Annotated in this window: 18 protein-coding genes; 7 read left to right on the forward strand and 11 right to left on the reverse strand. The window is 66.3% G+C overall.

Features of this window, described 5'->3' with window-relative positions; translation table 11 throughout:
* Positions 1–95: 95 nt before the first annotated feature.
* From BO226_RS21430 to BO226_RS21455, 6 genes are all read right to left on the reverse strand, one after another.
* Positions 96–893 (reverse strand): 1,6-dihydroxycyclohexa-2,4-diene-1-carboxylate dehydrogenase, encoded by a 798-nt coding sequence (locus BO226_RS21430; protein WP_006553153.1) that lies wholly within the window; start codon positions 891–893, stop codon positions 96–98.
* On the reverse strand, positions 890–2,509 hold the full coding sequence (benC, locus tag BO226_RS21435; protein WP_071936005.1) for a benzoate 1,2-dioxygenase electron transfer component BenC: 1,620 nt from the start codon (positions 2,507–2,509) through the stop codon (positions 890–892). Before benC ends, BO226_RS21430 begins: the two co-directional genes overlap by 4 nt.
* Positions 2,510–2,541: 32 nt before the next feature.
* A complete protein-coding gene (gene benB, locus BO226_RS21440; protein WP_006553155.1) occupies positions 2,542–3,045 on the reverse strand; it encodes a benzoate 1,2-dioxygenase small subunit in 504 nt (167 codons plus the stop codon).
* 14 nt (positions 3,046–3,059) lie between these two features.
* Positions 3,060–4,433, reverse strand: coding sequence for a benzoate 1,2-dioxygenase large subunit (gene benA / locus BO226_RS21445; protein WP_006553156.1), 1,374 nt, complete (start codon positions 4,431–4,433; stop codon positions 3,060–3,062).
* A 322-nt stretch (positions 4,434–4,755) separates the two neighbouring features.
* Complete coding sequence (locus BO226_RS21450; protein ID WP_024102363.1) at positions 4,756–5,748, reverse strand: 2Fe-2S iron-sulfur cluster-binding protein; 993 nt, start codon at positions 5,746–5,748, stop codon at positions 4,756–4,758.
* Between the two features lie 2 nt (positions 5,749–5,750).
* Positions 5,751–6,962 (reverse strand): cytochrome P450, encoded by a 1,212-nt coding sequence (locus tag BO226_RS21455; RefSeq protein ID WP_024102362.1) that lies wholly within the window; start codon positions 6,960–6,962, stop codon positions 5,751–5,753.
* Positions 6,963–7,127: 165 nt separating this feature from the next.
* On the opposite strand from BO226_RS21455, the gene BO226_RS21460 reads away from it, so the two are divergent.
* Positions 7,128–8,051, forward strand: a complete 924-nt coding sequence (locus BO226_RS21460) for an AraC family transcriptional regulator (protein WP_085989312.1) — start codon at positions 7,128–7,130, stop codon at positions 8,049–8,051.
* 78 nt (positions 8,052–8,129) lie between these two features.
* Here BO226_RS21460 and BO226_RS21465 read toward each other — a convergent pair whose 3' ends face one another.
* The 3 genes from BO226_RS21465 to BO226_RS21475 form a co-directional block, all read right to left on the reverse strand.
* Complete coding sequence (locus tag BO226_RS21465) at positions 8,130–8,624, reverse strand: hypothetical protein (RefSeq protein WP_064256509.1); 495 nt, start codon at positions 8,622–8,624, stop codon at positions 8,130–8,132.
* A 90-nt stretch (positions 8,625–8,714) separates the two neighbouring features.
* Positions 8,715–10,328 (reverse strand): 4-hydroxyphenylacetate 3-hydroxylase family protein, encoded by a 1,614-nt coding sequence (locus tag BO226_RS21470; RefSeq protein WP_071936006.1) that lies wholly within the window; start codon positions 10,326–10,328, stop codon positions 8,715–8,717.
* Between the two features lie 34 nt (positions 10,329–10,362).
* A complete protein-coding gene (locus tag BO226_RS21475; protein ID WP_071936007.1) occupies positions 10,363–10,929 on the reverse strand; it encodes a flavin reductase family protein in 567 nt (188 codons plus the stop codon).
* Positions 10,930–11,183: 254 nt separating this feature from the next.
* On the opposite strand from BO226_RS21475, the gene BO226_RS21480 reads away from it, so the two are divergent.
* The gene (locus BO226_RS21480) at positions 11,184–12,104 is read left to right on the forward strand and encodes an AraC family transcriptional regulator (RefSeq protein WP_071936008.1); all 921 of its coding nucleotides are present in this window, start codon (positions 11,184–11,186) and stop codon (positions 12,102–12,104) included.
* Between the two features lie 10 nt (positions 12,105–12,114).
* Here BO226_RS21480 and BO226_RS21485 read toward each other — a convergent pair whose 3' ends face one another.
* On the reverse strand, positions 12,115–12,912 hold the full coding sequence (locus BO226_RS21485) for an IclR family transcriptional regulator domain-containing protein (protein ID WP_071936009.1): 798 nt from the start codon (positions 12,910–12,912) through the stop codon (positions 12,115–12,117).
* A 191-nt stretch (positions 12,913–13,103) separates the two neighbouring features.
* Between BO226_RS21485 and catA the strand changes: the two genes are divergently transcribed.
* From catA to BO226_RS21510, 5 genes are all read left to right on the forward strand, one after another.
* Positions 13,104–13,955 (forward strand): catechol 1,2-dioxygenase, encoded by an 852-nt coding sequence (gene catA, locus BO226_RS21490; RefSeq protein ID WP_071936010.1) that lies wholly within the window; start codon positions 13,104–13,106, stop codon positions 13,953–13,955.
* Positions 13,956–14,106: 151 nt separating this feature from the next.
* On the forward strand, positions 14,107–15,234 hold the full coding sequence (locus tag BO226_RS21495; protein ID WP_071936011.1) for a muconate/chloromuconate family cycloisomerase: 1,128 nt from the start codon (positions 14,107–14,109) through the stop codon (positions 15,232–15,234).
* 37 nt (positions 15,235–15,271) lie between these two features.
* A complete protein-coding gene (gene catC, locus BO226_RS21500) occupies positions 15,272–15,553 on the forward strand; it encodes a muconolactone Delta-isomerase (RefSeq protein ID WP_006553167.1) in 282 nt (93 codons plus the stop codon).
* Between the two features lie 34 nt (positions 15,554–15,587).
* The gene (locus BO226_RS21505; protein ID WP_006553168.1) at positions 15,588–16,724 is read left to right on the forward strand and encodes an alkaline phosphatase family protein; all 1,137 of its coding nucleotides are present in this window, start codon (positions 15,588–15,590) and stop codon (positions 16,722–16,724) included.
* Positions 16,725–16,799: 75 nt separating this feature from the next.
* On the forward strand, positions 16,800–17,768 hold the full coding sequence (locus BO226_RS21510; protein ID WP_006553169.1) for an alpha/beta hydrolase: 969 nt from the start codon (positions 16,800–16,802) through the stop codon (positions 17,766–17,768).
* A 4-nt stretch (positions 17,769–17,772) separates the two neighbouring features.
* Here BO226_RS21510 and ygiD read toward each other — a convergent pair whose 3' ends face one another.
* On the reverse strand, positions 17,773–18,615 hold the full coding sequence (gene ygiD, locus BO226_RS21515) for a 4,5-DOPA dioxygenase extradiol (RefSeq protein WP_019288822.1): 843 nt from the start codon (positions 18,613–18,615) through the stop codon (positions 17,773–17,775).
* Positions 18,616–18,627 lie beyond the last annotated feature (12 nt).

Genomic DNA, 18,627 nt, shown 5'->3' on the forward strand with positions numbered 1-18,627 from the left:
GCTCCGGTCTGTGGGTGGAGTCACAAGAGGATTCGGGGAGAAAAGTGGCCTCACCGGGGGGACTGGCGCCTCCGGTGAGGCCGAGCGAGGGGCGGTCAGCCCAGATCGCCGCCGGCGACGGGAAGAACCGTGCCGGTGATGTAGGAGGCCTCCTCGGAGGCCAGGAAACAGATCGCGGCGGCCTGCTCGTCGAGCGTGCCGTACCGCTTGAGCAGGGAGGAATCGACGGTCTGGTCCACGATCTGCTGGTACCAGGCCTTCTCCTGCTCGGACTGCGGCGACGGACCGCGCGCGATCCGCCGCTCGGGAGCGACGGTGCCGCCCGGGGCGGTCGCCACCACGCGGACCCCGTAGGGGGCGAGTTCGAGGGCGAGCGACGCGGTGATCGCGTTGACCCCACCCTTCGCCGCCGAATACGGCACGCGGTTGACGCCGCGGGTCGCGACCGACGAGACGTTCACGATCGTGCCGGCGCGTCGCTCGATCAGATGGGGAGCGGCGGCGCGACACGTCCACAGAGTGGGGAACAGCGACCGCCGGATCTCCTTCTCGATCTCCTCCGGCGCATAGTGCTCGTACGGCTTGGCCCAGATCGTGCCGCCGACGACGTTGATCAGCACGTCGATGCGGCCGGTGGTGCGGACGGCGTGGGAGATCGCCTCCTCCGCGCCCTCGAAGGTCTCGAGATCCGCCGTCACCGAATGCGCCTTGCCGCCCGCCTCGCGCAGCTGCTCGGCCACCTCGTGGACGAGATCCGCGCGGTCGACGAGCACGACCTCACCGCCCTCGGCGGCGATGCGGGTCGCCACCGTGAGACCGATGCCCTGCGCGGCGCCGGTGATCGTCAGGCACCGTCCGTCGAACCGGCCCGGGAAGATCTTCGTTTCGATCATGAGGAGACACCTGCTGGGGCACCGCTGGCGATGGCGCGACGCATCGTCTCCTTGGCGTGCTGCGAGTGGACGACGATCAGGTCGCGCGCGGCGGCCTTGTCGCCCTTCTCGAACGCCTCGACGAGCTGCAGGTGCTCGTCGACGATGTGCTCCTCGATCCACTGCGCGTCGCGCAGGACCTGCTTCATCAACCGGGTGACCTCGAGCTTGTTGTAGGCCTCGAGCAGCACCGGGTTGGTGCAGCAGCGGAAGAGGAACTCGTGGAAGGCCGCATTGGTGTCGGTGAACGCCGCGGCGTCGGTGAAGTGGTCGCCTTCGACCGACGCGCCGGACGCCTCGGCGAGGATGCGGAACTCGACGAGCTGCTCCGGCGTGAGCCGGCCGATCGTGAGTTCGACGACCCCGAGTTCGAGGGCCATGCGGGCGTCGAACTGCTCGTCCGATTCGGCGACGGGCGGATGCTCCTCGCCGATCTCGTAATTGCCGGGCTCGGGGTTCTGGAGCACCACCGGACGACCGGTCTCGGCGGCAGCCTTCTCCGCCGCGGCCTTCTCGGCGTCGGTGGCAGCGGGTGCGGTTGCCCCACCCGGGGTGGCCGAGGTGTTGAACTTCTCGAAGTAGAAATTCGTCGGCTCGATACCGTTCTCGGACAGGTGGTTACGCACCGCCTCCACCATGGGCGGCGGACCGCACAGGTAGATGTCCACATCACCGTCGTTGAGATGCGACGGCTCGAACAGACCCGTCACGTATCCCTTGTTCGGGGCGGACGACGCTTCGTCGGCGACGCAGTAGTCGAACGTGAAGTTCGGCAGCCGCTTCGTGTACTCCTCGAGCGCGTCGAGTTCGACGAGATCGTGATCGAAGGTGACACCGTAGATCAGGTGCACCGGCTGGTCCGAGCCGTCGGCCTCGATCTTCGACAGGATCGACAGCAGCGGCGCCAGGCCGGTACCGCCGGCGAGCAGCAGCGACGGGCGCTTGCGCTCGCGCAGGAAGAAGCTGCCGAATGGGCCGGTGAACTCCAGGGTATCGCCGACCTGCGCGCGGTCGCGCAGGTACTCGGACATCAGACCGCCCTCGGTGATCTTCACGAGGAACGCGAGCGAATTCTCGTGCGGGCCGGTGCTGAACGAGTACGAGCGGGTCGCCGGCTTACCGGTGCCGTCGTCGCTGCCGGGCACGCCGATGTTGACGTACTGACCGGGCAGGAACACCAGATCGTCACGGTTGTCGATCTCGACGGTGAACCCGACGACGCTCTCGGAGTAACGGCGCAGATCCGTGATGGTCGCGCTGTACGAGGCGGCCGCGGTCTTCGCGACATCGGAGGTGCTCGCGATCTGCACCACCAGATCGGATTCCGGCATCATCTGGCACGGCAGGCAGTAACCCTGCTCGGCCTCTTCGTCGGTGAGGGCGTCCTCGATGTAGTCGCCGCCGTCGTAGCTGCCCGATTCGCAGAAGGCCTTGCAGGTTCCGCACGCGCCGTCGCGGCAGTCGAGCGGAATGTTGATGCGTGCCTTGTACGAGGCGTCGGCGACGGTCTCGTTCGGGTTGACCTTGATGAAGCGGGTGACCCCGTCCTCGAAGCTCAATGCCACCTGGTAAGCCATGGCACGTGCCTCCTTTCGTGATCGGGGTGGAACTAGACGACGTAGACGTCGACGATGTGGTGGATGTAGTCGTTCTTCAGGACGATCTTCTTCTTCTTGATCACCGGCTGTGCGCCCGAGACATCGAGGGTGAGGAAGGTGGTCCCGAAGTAGGTGTCGGTGGTGTTGTAGCGGAAGTACAACGAGAACCAGTTGTGCCGCAGATCGATTTCGGTGCCGCGACGCTCGAGGATCTCGACGTTGGTGATGTTGTGTCCCGTGCGGGGTTCGGGCAGCGAGGTCGCCGACGAACGGTCGGTGCGGATGCGGAACACCCGGTCCTCGAGGCCGCCGCGATTCGGGTAGTAGATCAGCGAGATCTCGGTCTGCGGGTTCTCGGTGAGAGCACCGTCGTCGTCCCAGGCCGGCATCCAGTACTCGGCATCGGGGTGGTAGCACTCGAGCCACTGCTCGAACTCGCGATCGTCGAGCAGTCGGGCCTCACGGTAGAGGAACTGTTCGATGTCGGTCTGCGTGAATTCGTGTACGGCAGTCATGATTCCGGTTCCTCTCAGAGCGCGGACGGGTCGGCGGCGGAACTCTCGGCGGCGATGGCCTCGCGCATCGCTTCGAGCCAGTAGCCGTGCTGGATCGGGTACAGGCCTTCGTCCTCGGTCTTCACACCGCTCGACAGCACCTTCGTCATGCCGAGATCCTGAGCGACCTCGTCGGGTCCGTTGAGAATGTGGGTTGCACCGCGGCTCATGTCGTTCCAGGGCGCAGCCGATGCGAGGTAGGTCTTCTGGCAGGAGCGGAACTCCTCGAGATCATCCGGGGTGGCCATGCCGGTCGCGTTGAAGAAGTCCTCGTACTGACGGATCCGGTTGGCGCGGGACTCGGCGCTCTCACCCTTCGGTGCGATGCAGTAGATCGTCACCTCGGTCTTGTCCACGGAGATCGGGCGGAAGTGCCGAATCTGCGAGGAGAACTGGTCCATGATGTACACGTTCGGGTACAGGCACAGGTTGCGCGACGCGCCGACCATGAACTCGGCCTTCTTCTCGCCGAACTCCTTCGCGAGTTCGTCCTTGCGCGGGTACAGCGGACGGTCCTCGGGGTTGCCCCACCACATCCACAGCAGCAGGTGGCCGTGGTCGAACGAGTAGTAGCCGCCGCCCTGCTTGCCCCAGGTGCCGGCGTCCATCGCCTTGGTCTCGTTGCTGGACTCACCGGCAGTGCGGCGCGCGGTGGTCGCGGCATAGTTCCAGTGGGTGGCCGAGACGTGGTAACCGTCGGCGCCGTTCTCGGCCTGCAGCTTCCAGTTGCCGTCGTAGGTATAGGTGGACGAACCGCGCAGCACCTCGAGGCCCTCGGGGGACTGGTCGACGAGCATGTCGATCATCTTCGTGGTGTCACCGAGGTGGTCCTCGAGCGACTTGACGTCGGGATTCAGGCTGCCGAACAGGAAACCGCGGTAGCTCTCGAAACGAGCGACCTTCCGCAGGTCGTGGCTGCCGTCGGTGTTGAACTGCTCGGGATAGCCGGCGTCGCGGGGATCCTTGACCTTCAGCAGCTTTCCGTTGTTGCGGAACGTCCAGCCGTGGAAGGGGCACGTGAACGTGGTGCGGTTGTCGGTCTTGCGACGGCACAGCATCGCACCGCGGTGGCTGCACGCGTTGATCAGGCAGTGCAGCTCGCCTTCCTTGTCGCGGCTGATGACGACGGGCTGGCGGCCGATGTACGTGGTGAAGTAATCACCGACGTTCGGGACCTGGCTCTCGTGGGCGAGGTACACCCAGTTGCCCTCGAAGATGTGCTTCATCTCGAGTTCGAAGATCTCCTCGTCGGTGAAGACGTCACGGCGGATCTGGTACCGCCCGGTGCTCGGGTCTTCGACGAGTGCGCCGTCGAGGCGAGTGCGCACGTGCTCCACGATGTCGGTCATGGGATCCTCCAGGTATCGGCTTCGTTCCCGGGACGGACAGGGCGTGTCCGACGCGGCCGAGCCTGTACTGAAGATTCGTGGTGACCGGGGTCTTTCTCCGGTCCGGCTCGACGCGATGTGTCCGGCGTTATCTCCACGATGACAGCCTGTGGCTACGGTCACACCAGGCAAATACCTAGGGATACCTAGGACCCCTGGGTGGGGGGTCGAAAGGCCCTCGAGCGACCGGAGGCGGAAAGACCCCTCGACACGGCCGTACCGCTCGTGCGCATCGCGGTGCCGGAGCAGCGCGTGCGTACGAGCGGTACGGGGATGAGGGTATTCAGCCGGCCGGGGTGAACCGTTCGCGCCGGATGCGTCGCGGCGACATGCGGCGACGCTTGAACGCCTTCACTGATGCCTCGACGAACGCGTCCGATCCGCAGATGTAACCGGTGAACTCCTTCGCGGACGCGACGTCCTCGAGGAAGGCGTCGGTGACGTATCCGTCGCGGTCTCCGCCGCTCTCCCTGCTCACGCAGGTGATGTAGCGGAAACCGTGATGACGGGTCTCCAGTTCGCGGAGAAACTCGACATCGTACAGGTCCGCGCAGGTACGGACCCCGTGGTAGAGCAGGATCTGCCGGTCGGGGACGAGGGAGAGCGCCTGCCGGACGATGGCCTCGAGCGGGGCGAGGCCCGTCCCACCGCCGAGCAGGACGATCGGGCCGGTGCCCTCCAGATCGAAGGTGAAGTCGCCGTACGGGCCGGTGACGGTCACGCGTTCACCCACGTCGATGCGCTCGAAGACCCATTCGCTCGCGACTCCACCGGGTTGCCGGCGGATGTGCAGTTCGAGCTCTTTGGCCTCGGAGGGCGGATTCGCGAGTGAGTACTGCCGTCGGATCTCGGTCCCGGGAACTGTCACCTCCACGTACTGCCCGGCCGAGAACTCGAGCGGTTCGTCGGCGGTGAGCAACACCTTGCGTGTGTCGGCGGCGATGTCGCGTACCTCGGCGACGGTGACGACGACGTCGCGCAGCACGTGCGTGCTGGCGGGTTCCTCCGTTGCGGGGGTCTCGAAGGCGACGTCGCCGCGCGGGGTGGCCTGGCACGCGAGGACGAATCCGGCCGCGAGTTCGTCGGCGGTGAGCGTCTCCTCCGGCGAGTTCCGATGATCGAGTTCGCCGTCGAGGACCTTGATCTTGCAGGTGCCGCAGGTTCCCTGGTTGCAGGAGTTGGGCATCCAGTTGCCGTTGCGCAGGAACGCTTCCAGCACCGTCCGACCGGGTTCGCAGGGAACGACGCCGGTGCCCGCGGTCAGTGTGTACGGCATGGTCAGATCTCCCACCGGGCGTGCAGGGTCTTCGGGCCGCGGAAACCCCAACCCCAGAATTCGACGTCCTCGGAAGTGTCCCGCTCGAGATTGGGGATGGTCTCGAGCAGTTCTTCGAGACCGATACGGCTCACGTTGTTCGCGAAGTAGATTCCCGCGCAGGCATGCTTGCCGGCACCGAAGGCGAGGTGGGGGAGCGGCGGGCGGGTCAGGTCGTAGCGGCTGGGGGCGTCGAACACGTCGATGTCGTGGTTCGCCGACCCGTAGGACAGCATGACCACCGACCCTTCACTGATCTCGATTCCTGATACGACGGTGTCGCGCTTGGCGATACGTGCGGTGCCGGACCAGATCGGGGCGGTCCAGCGCATCCCTTCGGCGATCGCGCGGGGGATGAGTCCCGGTTCGTCCACCACGGCTTCGAACTGTTCGGGGCGGGTGAACAGGCCTGCCAGGGTGGAACTCATGGCGTGTCCCGGTTCCTGCATGGCGCCGAGGAGGAAGACGTACAGCGTCGGGTAGATGTAGTCGCGGTCCCGCGTCTGCCCTTCGGGCATCCCGTCGTGCAGCCAGTGCGAGATGGCGCTGTCGTCGGGATGCTCGATCCAGTGGTCGATCAGCGGGTCGACGACGGAACGGATCTCCTCCTTGGCGCGGTCGCCCTCGTCGAAACGTTCCTGGTTCAGAAAGTTTCCGTCCTCGTCCATCGCTGCGTTGGTGAACGAATCCGACAGTTTGTGGAACCATTCGCGCAGTTTGTCCGAACTGACGTCTTTCAGTCCGAGGAGATCTCCGAGCGACCGCACACTCACCGGCTCGCAGAACTGGGCGACGAGATCGGCCCTGCCGTCGGACTCGAACGCCTCGACGTAGCGTCGTGCGATCGGGCGGACGAGATCCTCGATCCAGCGGTCCACCTCGGCGGGCTGGAGGGCGGGTTCGACCATCGACCGCAGGTCGCGGTGGATGTCGTCGTTGACGCCGATGATCGCGGGATGACCGAAGGTGCGGCCACCGGCGGGGGTGATGATGCCGTCGAAGTCGTCGCCGGCCGCGACCGCACGGCACGCTTCGGTCGTGGACGCTACGTAGGCGCCGAGGACGGGCACGAAGGCGACCGGAGCTTCGGCGCGCAAGCGCTCGTAGACCGGGTACGGATTGCGCTCGAGTTCTTCCATGGTGATCTCGTCGAGCCACGAAAGGGTGCTGGTCATCGGTGTACCTCCGGGTCGGGAGCCGTCCGGCGACGGCCGGGCCGTTGTTGACGTGGCCAGGACCATACGAGTCGGCCGACGGGCCGGTCGATGCACATTGCGCGGTCCCTGGACGAATCACGCGACTATGTGATCCAGGTCTCGGAAGCGGTTAGTCTCGAAGGCGTGAGTGTGCCCGAGATCGAGGACTGGGACGATGCCTCGCGCGTCGTGGCGGACGTGTACTTCCCGCACCGATTGACGGACCTCGGAAAGGTGGATCGTCCTGAGCTCGAATTGGTCTCGGCCGATCTCGGGGGTGTCACGATCGGTCGGATGGGCTGGGGAGCGGACGTCGCGATCGAATGCGAGTATCCGGGCGCCTACGAGGTGAACATACCGCTGAGCGGGCGGCTCGAATCGCGGGGGCGCTCGGGCACCGTCGTCTCCGAACCCGGCTCGGCGACAGTCTTCCGCGCGGACACCCCGTCGCTCATCACACGGTGGGACGCCGAATGTTCGGTCCTCGGAATCAAGTTCGATCGAGAACATCTCGAACGCGAAGCGGACCGCATTCTCGGTGGTCCGTTGCGGTCGCGCCTCGAACTTCCCGACCGCCTCGATCTGCGGGGGTCGGCGCAGGAATGGCACCGTCTCGTGGCAGCGCTGAGCGAGCAGCTCGCCGGGCCGACCCGGGTGCTCACGAATCCTCTCGTGTCGGCCCAGCTCGGCGGTGCGGTCACCACGGCCTTCGTCCTGGCGGTCGCGCCGGCCGACGAAATGTCACCGGCACCCCGCCCGGGCATGGTCCGGCGGGTGTTGAATGCTCTGCAGGAGGATCCGGGTCGTGTCTGGACGGCAGCCGACATGGCGGAGATCGCCGGAACCAGTGTGCGCAGGTTGCAGGAGGCGTTCTCCGAGTACGTGGGCAGCAGTCCGTCCGCGTGTCTGCGCGACATCCGGCTCGATCGCGCCCACGCGGATCTTACTGCCGGGGGAATCACCGTGGCAGATGTGGCTTTCCGGTGGGGTTTCGGCCATCCGGGGCGTTTCGCCGCCGCCTTCAGGAATCGGTACGGCGTCACCCCTACGGAAGTCCTGCGGGGCTGAACGCATGCGGATTCGGACGCACGTATGCGGGTGACGACCTCGTGGTCGTCACCCGCTCGTGCGTCCTCCCCGGACGGCTCAGCCGAACCAGAGGATGGGTGTGGGCCGATCGAACGAAAGCTCAGGGTAGTCGTCGTCCGCGACCGGCGTCCGCAGCCGCCGCTCGACGTAGTCCAGACCGTTGCTGCGCATGTATTCGATGCAGGACACCGTGTACCCGACGGAGTCCGTGCGCGTACTGACGATGGGGCGGAACAGATTCGGGAAGCCGTGCACCGTCAGGGCATCGCGCTCGAGCGCGGCGCCGCCTCGGCCCTGCAGTGTGAGGCCGCCGTGCCCGTCTACGACGAACTTCGCTCGGCCGACGACGGTGCCGCAGATGAGGATCTCCCACCGATGGTCGATGTCGTCGTAGCGGACGGCGCTCGCGGTGCCGATCTCGTGGACCGCCAGCCGTAGTTCGTCGCGCAACCGGGCCGAGACCCGCTGGGAGGCGAAGGAGCGTCCGAGGACTACCGCGTCGAATTCCGGTGCAGGGGGATGGGACACGGAGGTCGAAGCGGTCGTGGTCATCTCGGACGCTCCTTCGCGGTGGGTGGATGTTGGGGGCCGCGCGCGGACGGGCAGGAGAACGGAGATCATCCGCCCGCGCGCGGGAGTCGGTTACTTGTAGAACGCGCTGACGTCGGAGTTGCCGATCAGGTCGGGCACGGTCCAGCCGTCGAGGTCGTACTCACTCATGAACTGCTCCGCGAAGCCCTTCATGGAGGCGACGTCACCGCGGCTCTCGGCGGCGAACAGCAGCTCGGCCTTGACGTTCTCGTGGTTGCCGGCATAGTTCCGTTCGTACAGTTCGTGGCGGCCACCGAACTCGGAGCCGATCGAATCCCACAGTGCCTTCATGACCTTCACGCGGTCGACCGCCTGGATGCCGTCGGAGCCGCGGACATACTTGTCGAGGTAAGGACGCACGTCCGGGTTCTTGAAGTCGGCGGCGGACGAGGGCAGGTAGATCAGGCCCGAGGCGACGTCCTGCTCGATGATCTCCTTGATGCGCGGGTAGCCCTGCATCGCGAACATGCGGTAGGTGAGGCCGTATTCGAGCTTGGGGATTACGGTGCCGTCGATCCACGGCTCCGGGTTGTTCACCATGGAGTCGGTGAGCGACCAGAACAGGTTGCGCCAGCCGATGACCTCACCGACACGGGTCTGCACGCCGCGGAATCCGCCGGCGCCGGTGGCGTCGAGAGCCTTCATGAGGAGACCGGCGATGAAGTCGAGTTTGACCGCGAGTCGCGTGCAACCCTGCAGCGTGAAGCGCTGGAGGAAGCCGGACCCACCGAGGAAGTTGTTGATCTTCTCGACGTCCCCGTACATGAAGACGTTTTCCCAGGGCACGAGCACCTTGTCGAAGATGAAGATCGCGTCGTTCTCGTCCATCCGCGAGGAGATCGGGTAGTCGAACGGGGAGCCGACGATGTTCGCGTTCTGAGAGTAGGAGGCGCGCGAGATGAGCTTGATGCCGGGTGCGTCCATCGGCACCGTGCAGATCAGCGCGAATTCCTTCTTCTTGATCGGCAGACCGTAGTGAGCGATGAAGTTGTAGTTCGTGATGGCCGAGCCGGTCGCGACGACCTTGGCGCCGGAGACGATGAGGCCGGCGTCGGTCTCCTTCTCGACCTTCATGAACACGTCGCCGACCTGGTCCGGCGGTAGCTGACGGTCGACCGGCGGATTGATGATCGCGTGGTTCCAGTACAGGACCTTCTCCTGCGACTCGCGGTACCAGCGCTTCGCGTTGTCCTGGAAGGGCGAGTAGAACTCGTCGTTCGCGCCGAGCGTGCCGAGGAAGGACGCCTTGTAGTCGGGGCTGCGGCCCATCCAGCCGTAGGTCAGCCGTGCCCAGGTGGCGATGGCGTCGCGGTCGGCCCGCAGGTCGTCGGCGGACTTCGGGGTGCGGAAGAACGGCATGGTCACGCCGCCGTTGCCGGTGTCGGTGGGGGTGGTGAGGGTGTTGACGTGCTCACCGGTGTGGAGGGCGTCGTAGAGGCGCGCCGTCATCCGGATCGAGTTGCGGAAGGCCGGATGGTTGGTGAAGTCCTTGACTCGCTCACCGTGCAGGTAGATCTCGCGACCGTCGTCGATGGAGGCGATGTACTCGTCGCCGGTCATGGGGCGGGAGGCGAAGTTCTTCTGCTGGTTGGCCGGGTAGTCCGCGGCGACGTTCACCTTGGAACGATCGAGGGTCTCCGAGGGCCGGGGTTCGGTGGTGGTCATGGGATTTCTCCTTGTCCGGGGGAGTGGAAGATGTTCAGGCGTGGGCTGCGGCGCGGTGGAACGGCACGAAGCGGGTCTGCGAGTCGAACCATCCGCTGTGCGGATCGTCGAGCGAGCCGTTCCACGCGGTGGACGTGCTCGGGGCGCCGAGATCATGGAAAGTGCTGCGGTAGAACAGGAGCGGGTCGACCGTCTCGTCGAAGGTGGCGTCGACGATCTCGCCGATGTAGATGATGTGGTCGCCGCCGTCGTATTCGCGCCAGGGCGTGCACGACAGTGTCGCGGCGGTGCCGGCGAGGATCGGGGCGGTGGGGCCCTGCTCCCAGACCGGCTCGGGCGACTGGGGGCGTCCTGCGAAGTGCAGTGCAGTGTCGAGCTGGTTCGCGGCGAGGATGTTGACCGCGAACGGCGCGTCGGACAGGAACCGGCAGGCCTTGGAGGTGCGGGTCAGGGTGACCTGGCACAGGCGGGGCTCGAGCGAGACGGCGGTGAAGGCGGTGACGGTCGCGCCGTGGGGCTCTCCGTCGCTGTTCGCGCAGGTGATGACGGTGACGCCGCTGGCGAACTGTCCGAAGATATTGCGGAGTGTGCGCTGATCCATGTCTGCGTCCTCCTGTCCGGTGCGGGTTGTGGTGGACTTCGATTCGATGTGACACAGACCATATGGACGTCGTGGAACTTGTGCGATCCAGTGAGCGCGGTCACTATCCACCTAGCGCGGTGAGTGGGCCGAAGGGCCCTGTTTGCCTGGGGCCGTGTTCCGCATCACACTGGATCGCGCGCGCTCGAACCACACGGATGCGCAGGTCGGAGCGCCGACGACGAGCTGGAAACGAAGGTGAGGGGCCGATGGCAATGGAGCCGACTTCGGGGCCGGTCGATTGGGAAGGGGTGGAAGAGGCTGTCTCGAATGCCTATTTCGAGCACGAACTGACGCCGCTCGACGACGTCGCGCCCTCGCTCCGGCTCCGCACACTGCCGCTCGGGCCGATCCGTCTCACGCGCATCGGCTGGGGAGCGGCGGTGTCGATCCGCAGCGAACATCCCGGGGCGTACGCGGTGAACATTCCGATCGCCGGTCGGATCGCCGCCGGCAACGGGTTGGTGTCGGAGGTCGGGCACGCCGCCGTCTTCCGTCCCGACACCGCAGCTCCGGAACAGAAGTGGACGAACGACTGCGAGATCGTCGGGATCAAGCTCGAACGCGACTATCTGCAGCGCGAGATGTCGCGCATCCTCGCCCGTCCCGACCTGCAGCTCCCGAATCGGGTGGATCTGACGACGCAGGCGGGCCAGAGCTGGATGACGCTGTTGCGCTCGGTCGTGGAACAGCTCAAAACGGACGAATCGCTGTGGCGGAATCCGCTTGTCTCGGAGCAGTTGTCGGGTGCTCTGACGACCTCGTTCATCCTCGCGGTCATGCCGGAGGACGCGGATCCGACCGGCGGTGCGCGCCCGCGCATCATCAAGCGTGTCCTCGACCGGTTGCACGAGGATCCTGCCTCGGCGTGGACCACCGCCGAGATGGCCGAGGTGGCAGGGGTCAGCGTGCGGCGCCTGCAGGAGGGGTTCCGCGAATATCTCGGGGTGTGCCCGCGCGCCTATCTGCTCGACCTGCGCCTCGAGCGCATCCACGAGGAACTCGCGGTGGGCGATGCGGCGGAACTGTCGGTCACCGATGTGGCTCTGAAGTGGGGTATCACCCATACCGGCCGGTTCGCGGCGGCCTACAAGCGCAAGTACGGGGTGGCACCGTCGGTCACGCTGCGTGGGTGATCGAGGGCCGTCAGTTGTGGTGGTAGCCGAGCTCCCTGCTGAGCCTTTCGGCGCAGTTCACGACCCTTTTCGTAGCGAGATCGCGGAACGAGTCGAGGGTGTGCCGACCGGTCGACGTCGAGCACGCGAGCACTCCCACGGCATAGCCGGAGGGGTCGAAGACGGGAGCGGCGATCGTGATGAGCCCCTCCTCGAGTTCGGCGGAGGTGATCGCGTAGCCGCGGTTGCGCACGTGGGCCAGTTCGGCACGCAGGTCGTCGGGGTTGTCGATCGTCGCGCTCGTGAATCGTACGAACTCGGTTTCCTCGAGCACGCGATCGACGATGTCGCGTGGTGACCAGGCCAGCAGCGCCCGACCCATCGACGTCGCGTAGGCGGGGACGCGGGTGCCGACGGAGACGTTGATGCTCATGATCCGGCGGACCGGGACGCGTGCGGCGTAGACGACCTCGGTGCCGTCGAGTACGCCGAGGGATGCGGATTCGTTGGCGTGCTCGGCGATCTCGACGAGTTTCGGCAATGCCGAGTCCACGAGAGTGTGGGATTCGGTGTAGTGCCGGCCGATACTGAGCACGCGTGGAGTGAGCGACCATCTCGTGCCGTGCGAGGTGACGTAGCCGAGTTTCTGCAGGGTCAGCAGGATCCGGCGGACCGCGGGTCGCGACAGGTCGGTCTTGGCGGCCAGCTCGGCCAGGCTGGGGTTCGGGTCCTTGTCGTCGAAGGCGTGCAATACCGCGAAACCACGTTCGATGCTCTGGATGAAGTCTCGATCGTTGCTAGGGCCATTACCTAGGTCGATGCTCGGCATCCTGCCTCCTACCTGCGTACTTGTTGATACTGCCCGATCCGGTGTTGACAAGCTGTGTGACACCACGCACAGTATGTGATGTACGCACTGCGATACACAAGTACGCACAGCGTACTGACCGGTGATCACCGCAGCCCCTGTGTCGCACCGGCCCCACACTTTCCGATAGTTCAGTCCCCACGAGGAGAGCCATGACCACCATGGAGAACCCCACCGCCCACGGGTCCGGCAACGCTGCGACCGACAAGTTCAAGTCCGAGCGGGTCACGTCCGACACCTCGGTCGAGCGTGCGTCGGCGATCTACCAGGACGTGATCGGGGCTTTCGCCGACATCATCCAGAAGCACCAGGTGACCTACGACGAGTACCGGGTGCTCAAGCAGTGGCTCATCGACGTGGGTGAATACGGCGAGTGGCCGCTGTGGCTGGACGTCTTCGTCGAGCACGAGATCGAGAAGGTGCACTACAACCGCAAGGGCTTCACCGGCACCAAGGGCTCCATCGAAGGCCCCTACTACGTCCCGGACAGCCCCAAGCTCCCGTCGAAGTGCACCATGCCGATGCGCGAGAAGGACAAGGTCGCGCCGCCGCTGGTCTTCAAGGGCCAGGTCACCGACCTCGAGGGCAACGGTCTGCCCGGCGCCACCGTCGAGCTGTGGCACGCGGACGAAGAGGGCTTCTACTCGCAGTTCGCCCCCGGCATCCCCGAGTGGAACCTGCGCGGCACCGTCGAGGTGGACGAGAACGGCAACTTCGAGATCACCACGCTCAAGCCGGCTCCCTACCAGATCCCGTCCGACGGCCCGACCGGCTGGTTCATCAAGTCCTACGGCGGACACCCCTGGCGTCCGGCCCACCTGCACCTCATGGTGAAGGCTCCCGGCAAGCGCGCCATCACCACCCAGCTGTACTTCAAGGGCGGCGAGTGGGTCGAGGACGACGTCGCCACGGCCGTCAAGCCCGAGCTCATCCTGGATCCGCAGCCCAACGCCGACGGCATCGACGAAGTGACCTACAACTTCGTGCTCGACCCCGAAGCGTGATCCGCACCGCGGAAACCGCCCGATCCGGCCCCCGCGCGCGAGTCGGTTCTGCGTAACGAATGCCGGTGCCCCACTGGGGTACCGGCATTCGTGCTGAATGCAGGGTCGACGTATTCCCCGTCACACCCCGATCCGATTGTGAGCAATTCCGATGTCCGACCCCGATCTGAAGATCGCCTCCGTCACCACGACGATCATCGATGTACCGCTGATCCGACCCCACAAGTTCGCCACCACCACCGCCGAAGCGCAGCCGATCCTGCTCGTCGCGGTGACCACCGAGGGCGGCGTCACCGGTTACGGTGAAGGCGTCGTGCCGGGCGGGCCGTGGTGGGGCGGCGAATCGGTCGAGACGATGCAGCAGATCGTCGATCGCTACCTCGGGCCCTACATCATCGGACGCGGAGTCGACGAGATCAGTGGCGTCATGGTCGATATCGAGCGCATCGTCGCCAACGCGCGATTCGCGAAGGCGGCCGTCGACGTCGCGATGCACGACGCGTGGGGACGCGCGCTGGGTGTGCCGGTCGCGTCGCTGCTCGGCGGTGCCTTCCGGACCGGCGTCGACGTGCGGTGGGCGCTCGGCGCCGCGCCGCTCGAAGAGATCGTCGAGGAGGTCACCCACAAGCGTGAGCAGCGCCTGAACTACTCCTTCAAGCTCAAGATGGGTGCGCTCGACCCGGCAGTCGACACCGATCGTGTCGTCAAGATCGTCGAGGCGTTCGGCGGCGAGGTCGGATTCAGCATCGACGTCAACGCCCGCTGGGACCGTTTCACCGCGCTGCGCCACGTCCCGCAGCTCGTCAACGGTGGAGTCGAACTCATCGAACAGCCCACTCCCGCAGATCAACTCGACGTGCTCGCCGAGATCAACCGACGCGTCTCGGCGCCGGTGATGGCAGACGAGTCCGTGCAGACCCCGCACGACGCGTACGAGGTGGCCAAGCTCGGCGCCGCCGACGTCGTCGCGCTCAAGACCACCAAGTGCGGCGGACTGCAGCGCAGCAAGCAGGTCGTCGCCGTCGCGAAGGCGGCCGGCCTGCGGTGCCACGGTGCGACCTCCATCGAAGGCCCCATCGGGACCGCCGCGTCCGTCCACTTCGCCTGCGCCGAACCGGGGATCGACTACGGCACCGAACTGTTCGGTCCGCAGTTGTTCGCCGTCGAACTGCTGCAGGAGCCGCTCGACTACTCCGAGGGCCAGGTGCACCTGCCCGAGGGGCCGGGACTCGGCGTCGAACTCGACATGGACGTCGTGAAGAAGTACGCGCGTTCCTGATTCGCGCTCTCGTCAGAACAGAAGAAGGAGAAACATCATGGCACTGTTCCACGTTCGGATGGACGTCGACATCCCCCGCGATCTGGACCCCGACGTGCGCGCCGAGACCGTCGCGAAGGAGAAGGCCTACAGCCAGGATCTCCAGCGCCAGGGCAAGTGGCGGGAGATCTGGCGGATCGTCGGCCAGTACAGCAACATCTCGATCTTCGACGTCGAGTCGGCCGACGAATTGCACGAGATCCTGTGGAACCTGCCGTTGTTCCCCTACATGAACATCGAGGTCATGCCGCTGACGAAGCACGGCTCCGATATCAAGTGACCCTCGGCGCAGGCGAGTGGCTCATACTCGGGTTATGAGCCTGCCACTGCGCGACGTCTACGCCGAGCCGACCCTCGCCGACCTGATGCCTTCGGTGCTCTCGTCCGCGGGGGTCGCCGGTGAGACCAACCGACTCGATCTCACTCCCGTCGATCACACCGTCGTCCTTCTCGTCGACGGGATGGGATGGGAGCTGCTGCAGCGCAACGCGAAAGCCGCTCCGTACCTGACGCAGGCGCCGGGGAGCCCGATGCGTGCCGGCTTCCCGACGACCACCGCCGTCAGCCTCGCTTCCCTCGGGACGGGGCTGCCGTCCGGCCTCCACGGCATCACCGGTTACCAGTCGTACGTCGACGAGATCGAGGCCCCGGTCAACTGGCTCCGCTGGACCCTCGCCGGAACCGCGATCGACCAGCGCGACGATCTTGTACCCGAGACCGTGCAGCCCCACCCGACGGTGTTCGAACGCGGCCGCGAGGCGGGCCTGACCGTCACCACCGTCGTGCCGAATGCCTTCGAGGGCAGCGGCCTCACCCGGGCCGTGCTGCGCGGCGGCAACTTCGTCGGGGTCTCCGCCTACGGCGATCTGCTCGCCCAGGTCGTCGCCGCGGTGAGCGCCGGCGACCGCAGCCTCGTCTACTGCTACATCGGCGAGGTCGACACCCTCGGACACGTCTACGGACCGGAGTCCGCGGCGTGGCTCGCGCAACTCACGGTGGTCGATCGTTTCGTCGAGCAACTCGCCGACGCGCTGCCGACCGGCACCCGCCTGCTCGTCACCGCCGATCACGGCATGGTCGACGCCTCGCGGGGTCGCCGCATCGACTTCGACCACACCCCGGGTCTCGGTGAGGACGTCACCGTCATCGCCGGGGAACCGCGGTGCCGCCACATCTACACCTACCACGTCGACCGGGTCCTCGAACGCTGGCGCAACGAGCTCGGCGACCACGCGTGGGTCGGCACCCGCGACGACGCGTTCGCGGCGTGCCTGTTCGGATCCGATCCCGATCCGGCGCTGGCCAAACGGATCGGCGACATCGTGGCCGTCGGACGCGGCGAATCGACGGTGATCCGCAGCGACGGCGAGCAGGTCATGTCGAACCTTCCCGGGCAGCACGGGGCGTTGACCGACGAGGAACTGCTCGTGCCGCTGCTGCGGATCGGGTGACGCGTTCGAGGTCCAGGGCCGCCGGGTGTCGGAACTCTCGATGCCCGAGACGTATCGGTCACATAGTGTGTGCACATGCGTACCGATGCGGTGACCTGGCACGACCGCAGCAGTAGGGTCGCGCTGATCCTCCTGTGGGTGGTCCGGATCCTCTTCAAGCCGATTCTGAGTCTCTGGCCGAGCAACGACTTCGGCATCGCCGTGCTCGGCCGGCTGTCGTGGGTGGTCGACAGGATCACGCCCACGCCGCGCGCCGTGCACGTCACGCAGACCGAACTCGGCGGAGTGCCAGGTGAGCGGATCATCTCCCCGAAGCCGGTCGACGATCCGCTCGACGACGCCACCATCCTCTACTTCCACGGCGGCGGCTTCATCTTCTGCGGCCCGTCCACCCACCGTCAGCTGTGCGTGCAGCTCGCGCTCGATTCCGGTGCCCCGGTGTACTCGATGGACTACCGGCAGGTGCCCGCGGTGCCGATCGCAGGTTCGGTGCAGGACGCGATGAACGCGTACACCGCTCTGCTCGAGGTGGCCGACGATCCCACGCGCATCGTCGTCGGCGGCGACTCGGCCGGCGGTTATCTCGCGGCGAAGGTCGCCGAACTCGCCGCGCGTCGCGGCATCCAGCGACCGGCCGCGGTGATCGGGTACTCGCCGCTGCTCAACCTCGACCTAGACAAGCACGACCCGAAGTACATGGCGAGGGACGCCTACCTGCCCATCAAGGCACTCGGGAAGATCAGTCCGCGCTGGTTCGCCGGGGAAGAGGCGATCGAGGGCGAGACGAACCCTGTCGACGCCGATCCGGCGCTGTTCCCTCCCATGTTCATGTGCGCCGCCGAATACGAACTGACCAGGCCGGACGTGGAGATCATGACCGAACGACTCGCGTCGGCGGGACGCACCGTGGAGACACATCTGTGGCGCGGGCAGATCCACGCGTGGCCGGTCCTGGCCCGCGCGATCCCCGAAGCCATGGAACTGATCGGGCTCAGCACCCGGTTCGCGCGACGCGCGATCGTCGCAGTGGACGACGCCGCCTGAACGCTCACAGGTTGGTGTCGGGCGGCTCCGGGCTCTCGGGCAGTCCGGCGCCGTGGCCGTCCCCGTCGCGCGGCGGACAGTTCCCGCCGACGGCGTAGGACGTCATCGACAGCGATCCGTATTCGACACCGTCGACGAGGGTCTCCGGTTGCTCCCCGGACTCGGCGGCCAGACCCGCGACGTACAGCAACGGCAGGAAATGATCGGGGGTCGGCACCGCGTGGCGGTAATCGGGGTGCTCACCCAGCGCCGCGGCGTCACCGGGACGGTCGCGCAGAACGGCGAAGGCATCCTCGTCGAATCGGTGCGCCCAGTCGAACCCCGCGCCCGGGCGTCGCGGATCCATCGTGCCGAGGTTGTGGACGACGTTGCCGCTCGCGACGATCAACACCCCGCGATCGCGGAGTCCGGCGAGACGGGCTCCGAGTTCGACGTGATAGTCGAGCGGCTTGTAGGCGTTGAGGCTGAGCTGCACCACCGGGACATCCGCCTCCGGGAAGGCGTGGGTGAGCACCGACCAGGTGCCGTGGTCGATACCCCACGAGTCGACGTCGGCACCCACCCACGTCGGGTGGACGAGGTCGGCGATCTCCTCCGCCAGTTCCGGAGCACCGGGCGCCGGATACTCGACGTCGAACAACTCCTGCGGGAACCCGAAGAAGTCGTGGATCGTGCGCGGCGACCGCATCGCGGTCACCGCGGTGGCGTTGATGAACCAGTGGGCGGAGATCGCCAGGATCGCGCGGGGCGTCGGCACGGATCGCCCGAACGCCGCCCAGGCCTGCGTGTACCGATTCGATTCGAGCGCGTTGAGCGGACTGCCGTGGCCGACGAACGCGACCGGCATGCGTGACGACAC

Origin of the sequence: Rhodococcus sp. 2G, from assembly GCF_001886355.1 — a bacterium.
Taxonomy (GTDB): domain Bacteria; phylum Actinomycetota; class Actinomycetes; order Mycobacteriales; family Mycobacteriaceae; genus Rhodococcus; species Rhodococcus pyridinivorans.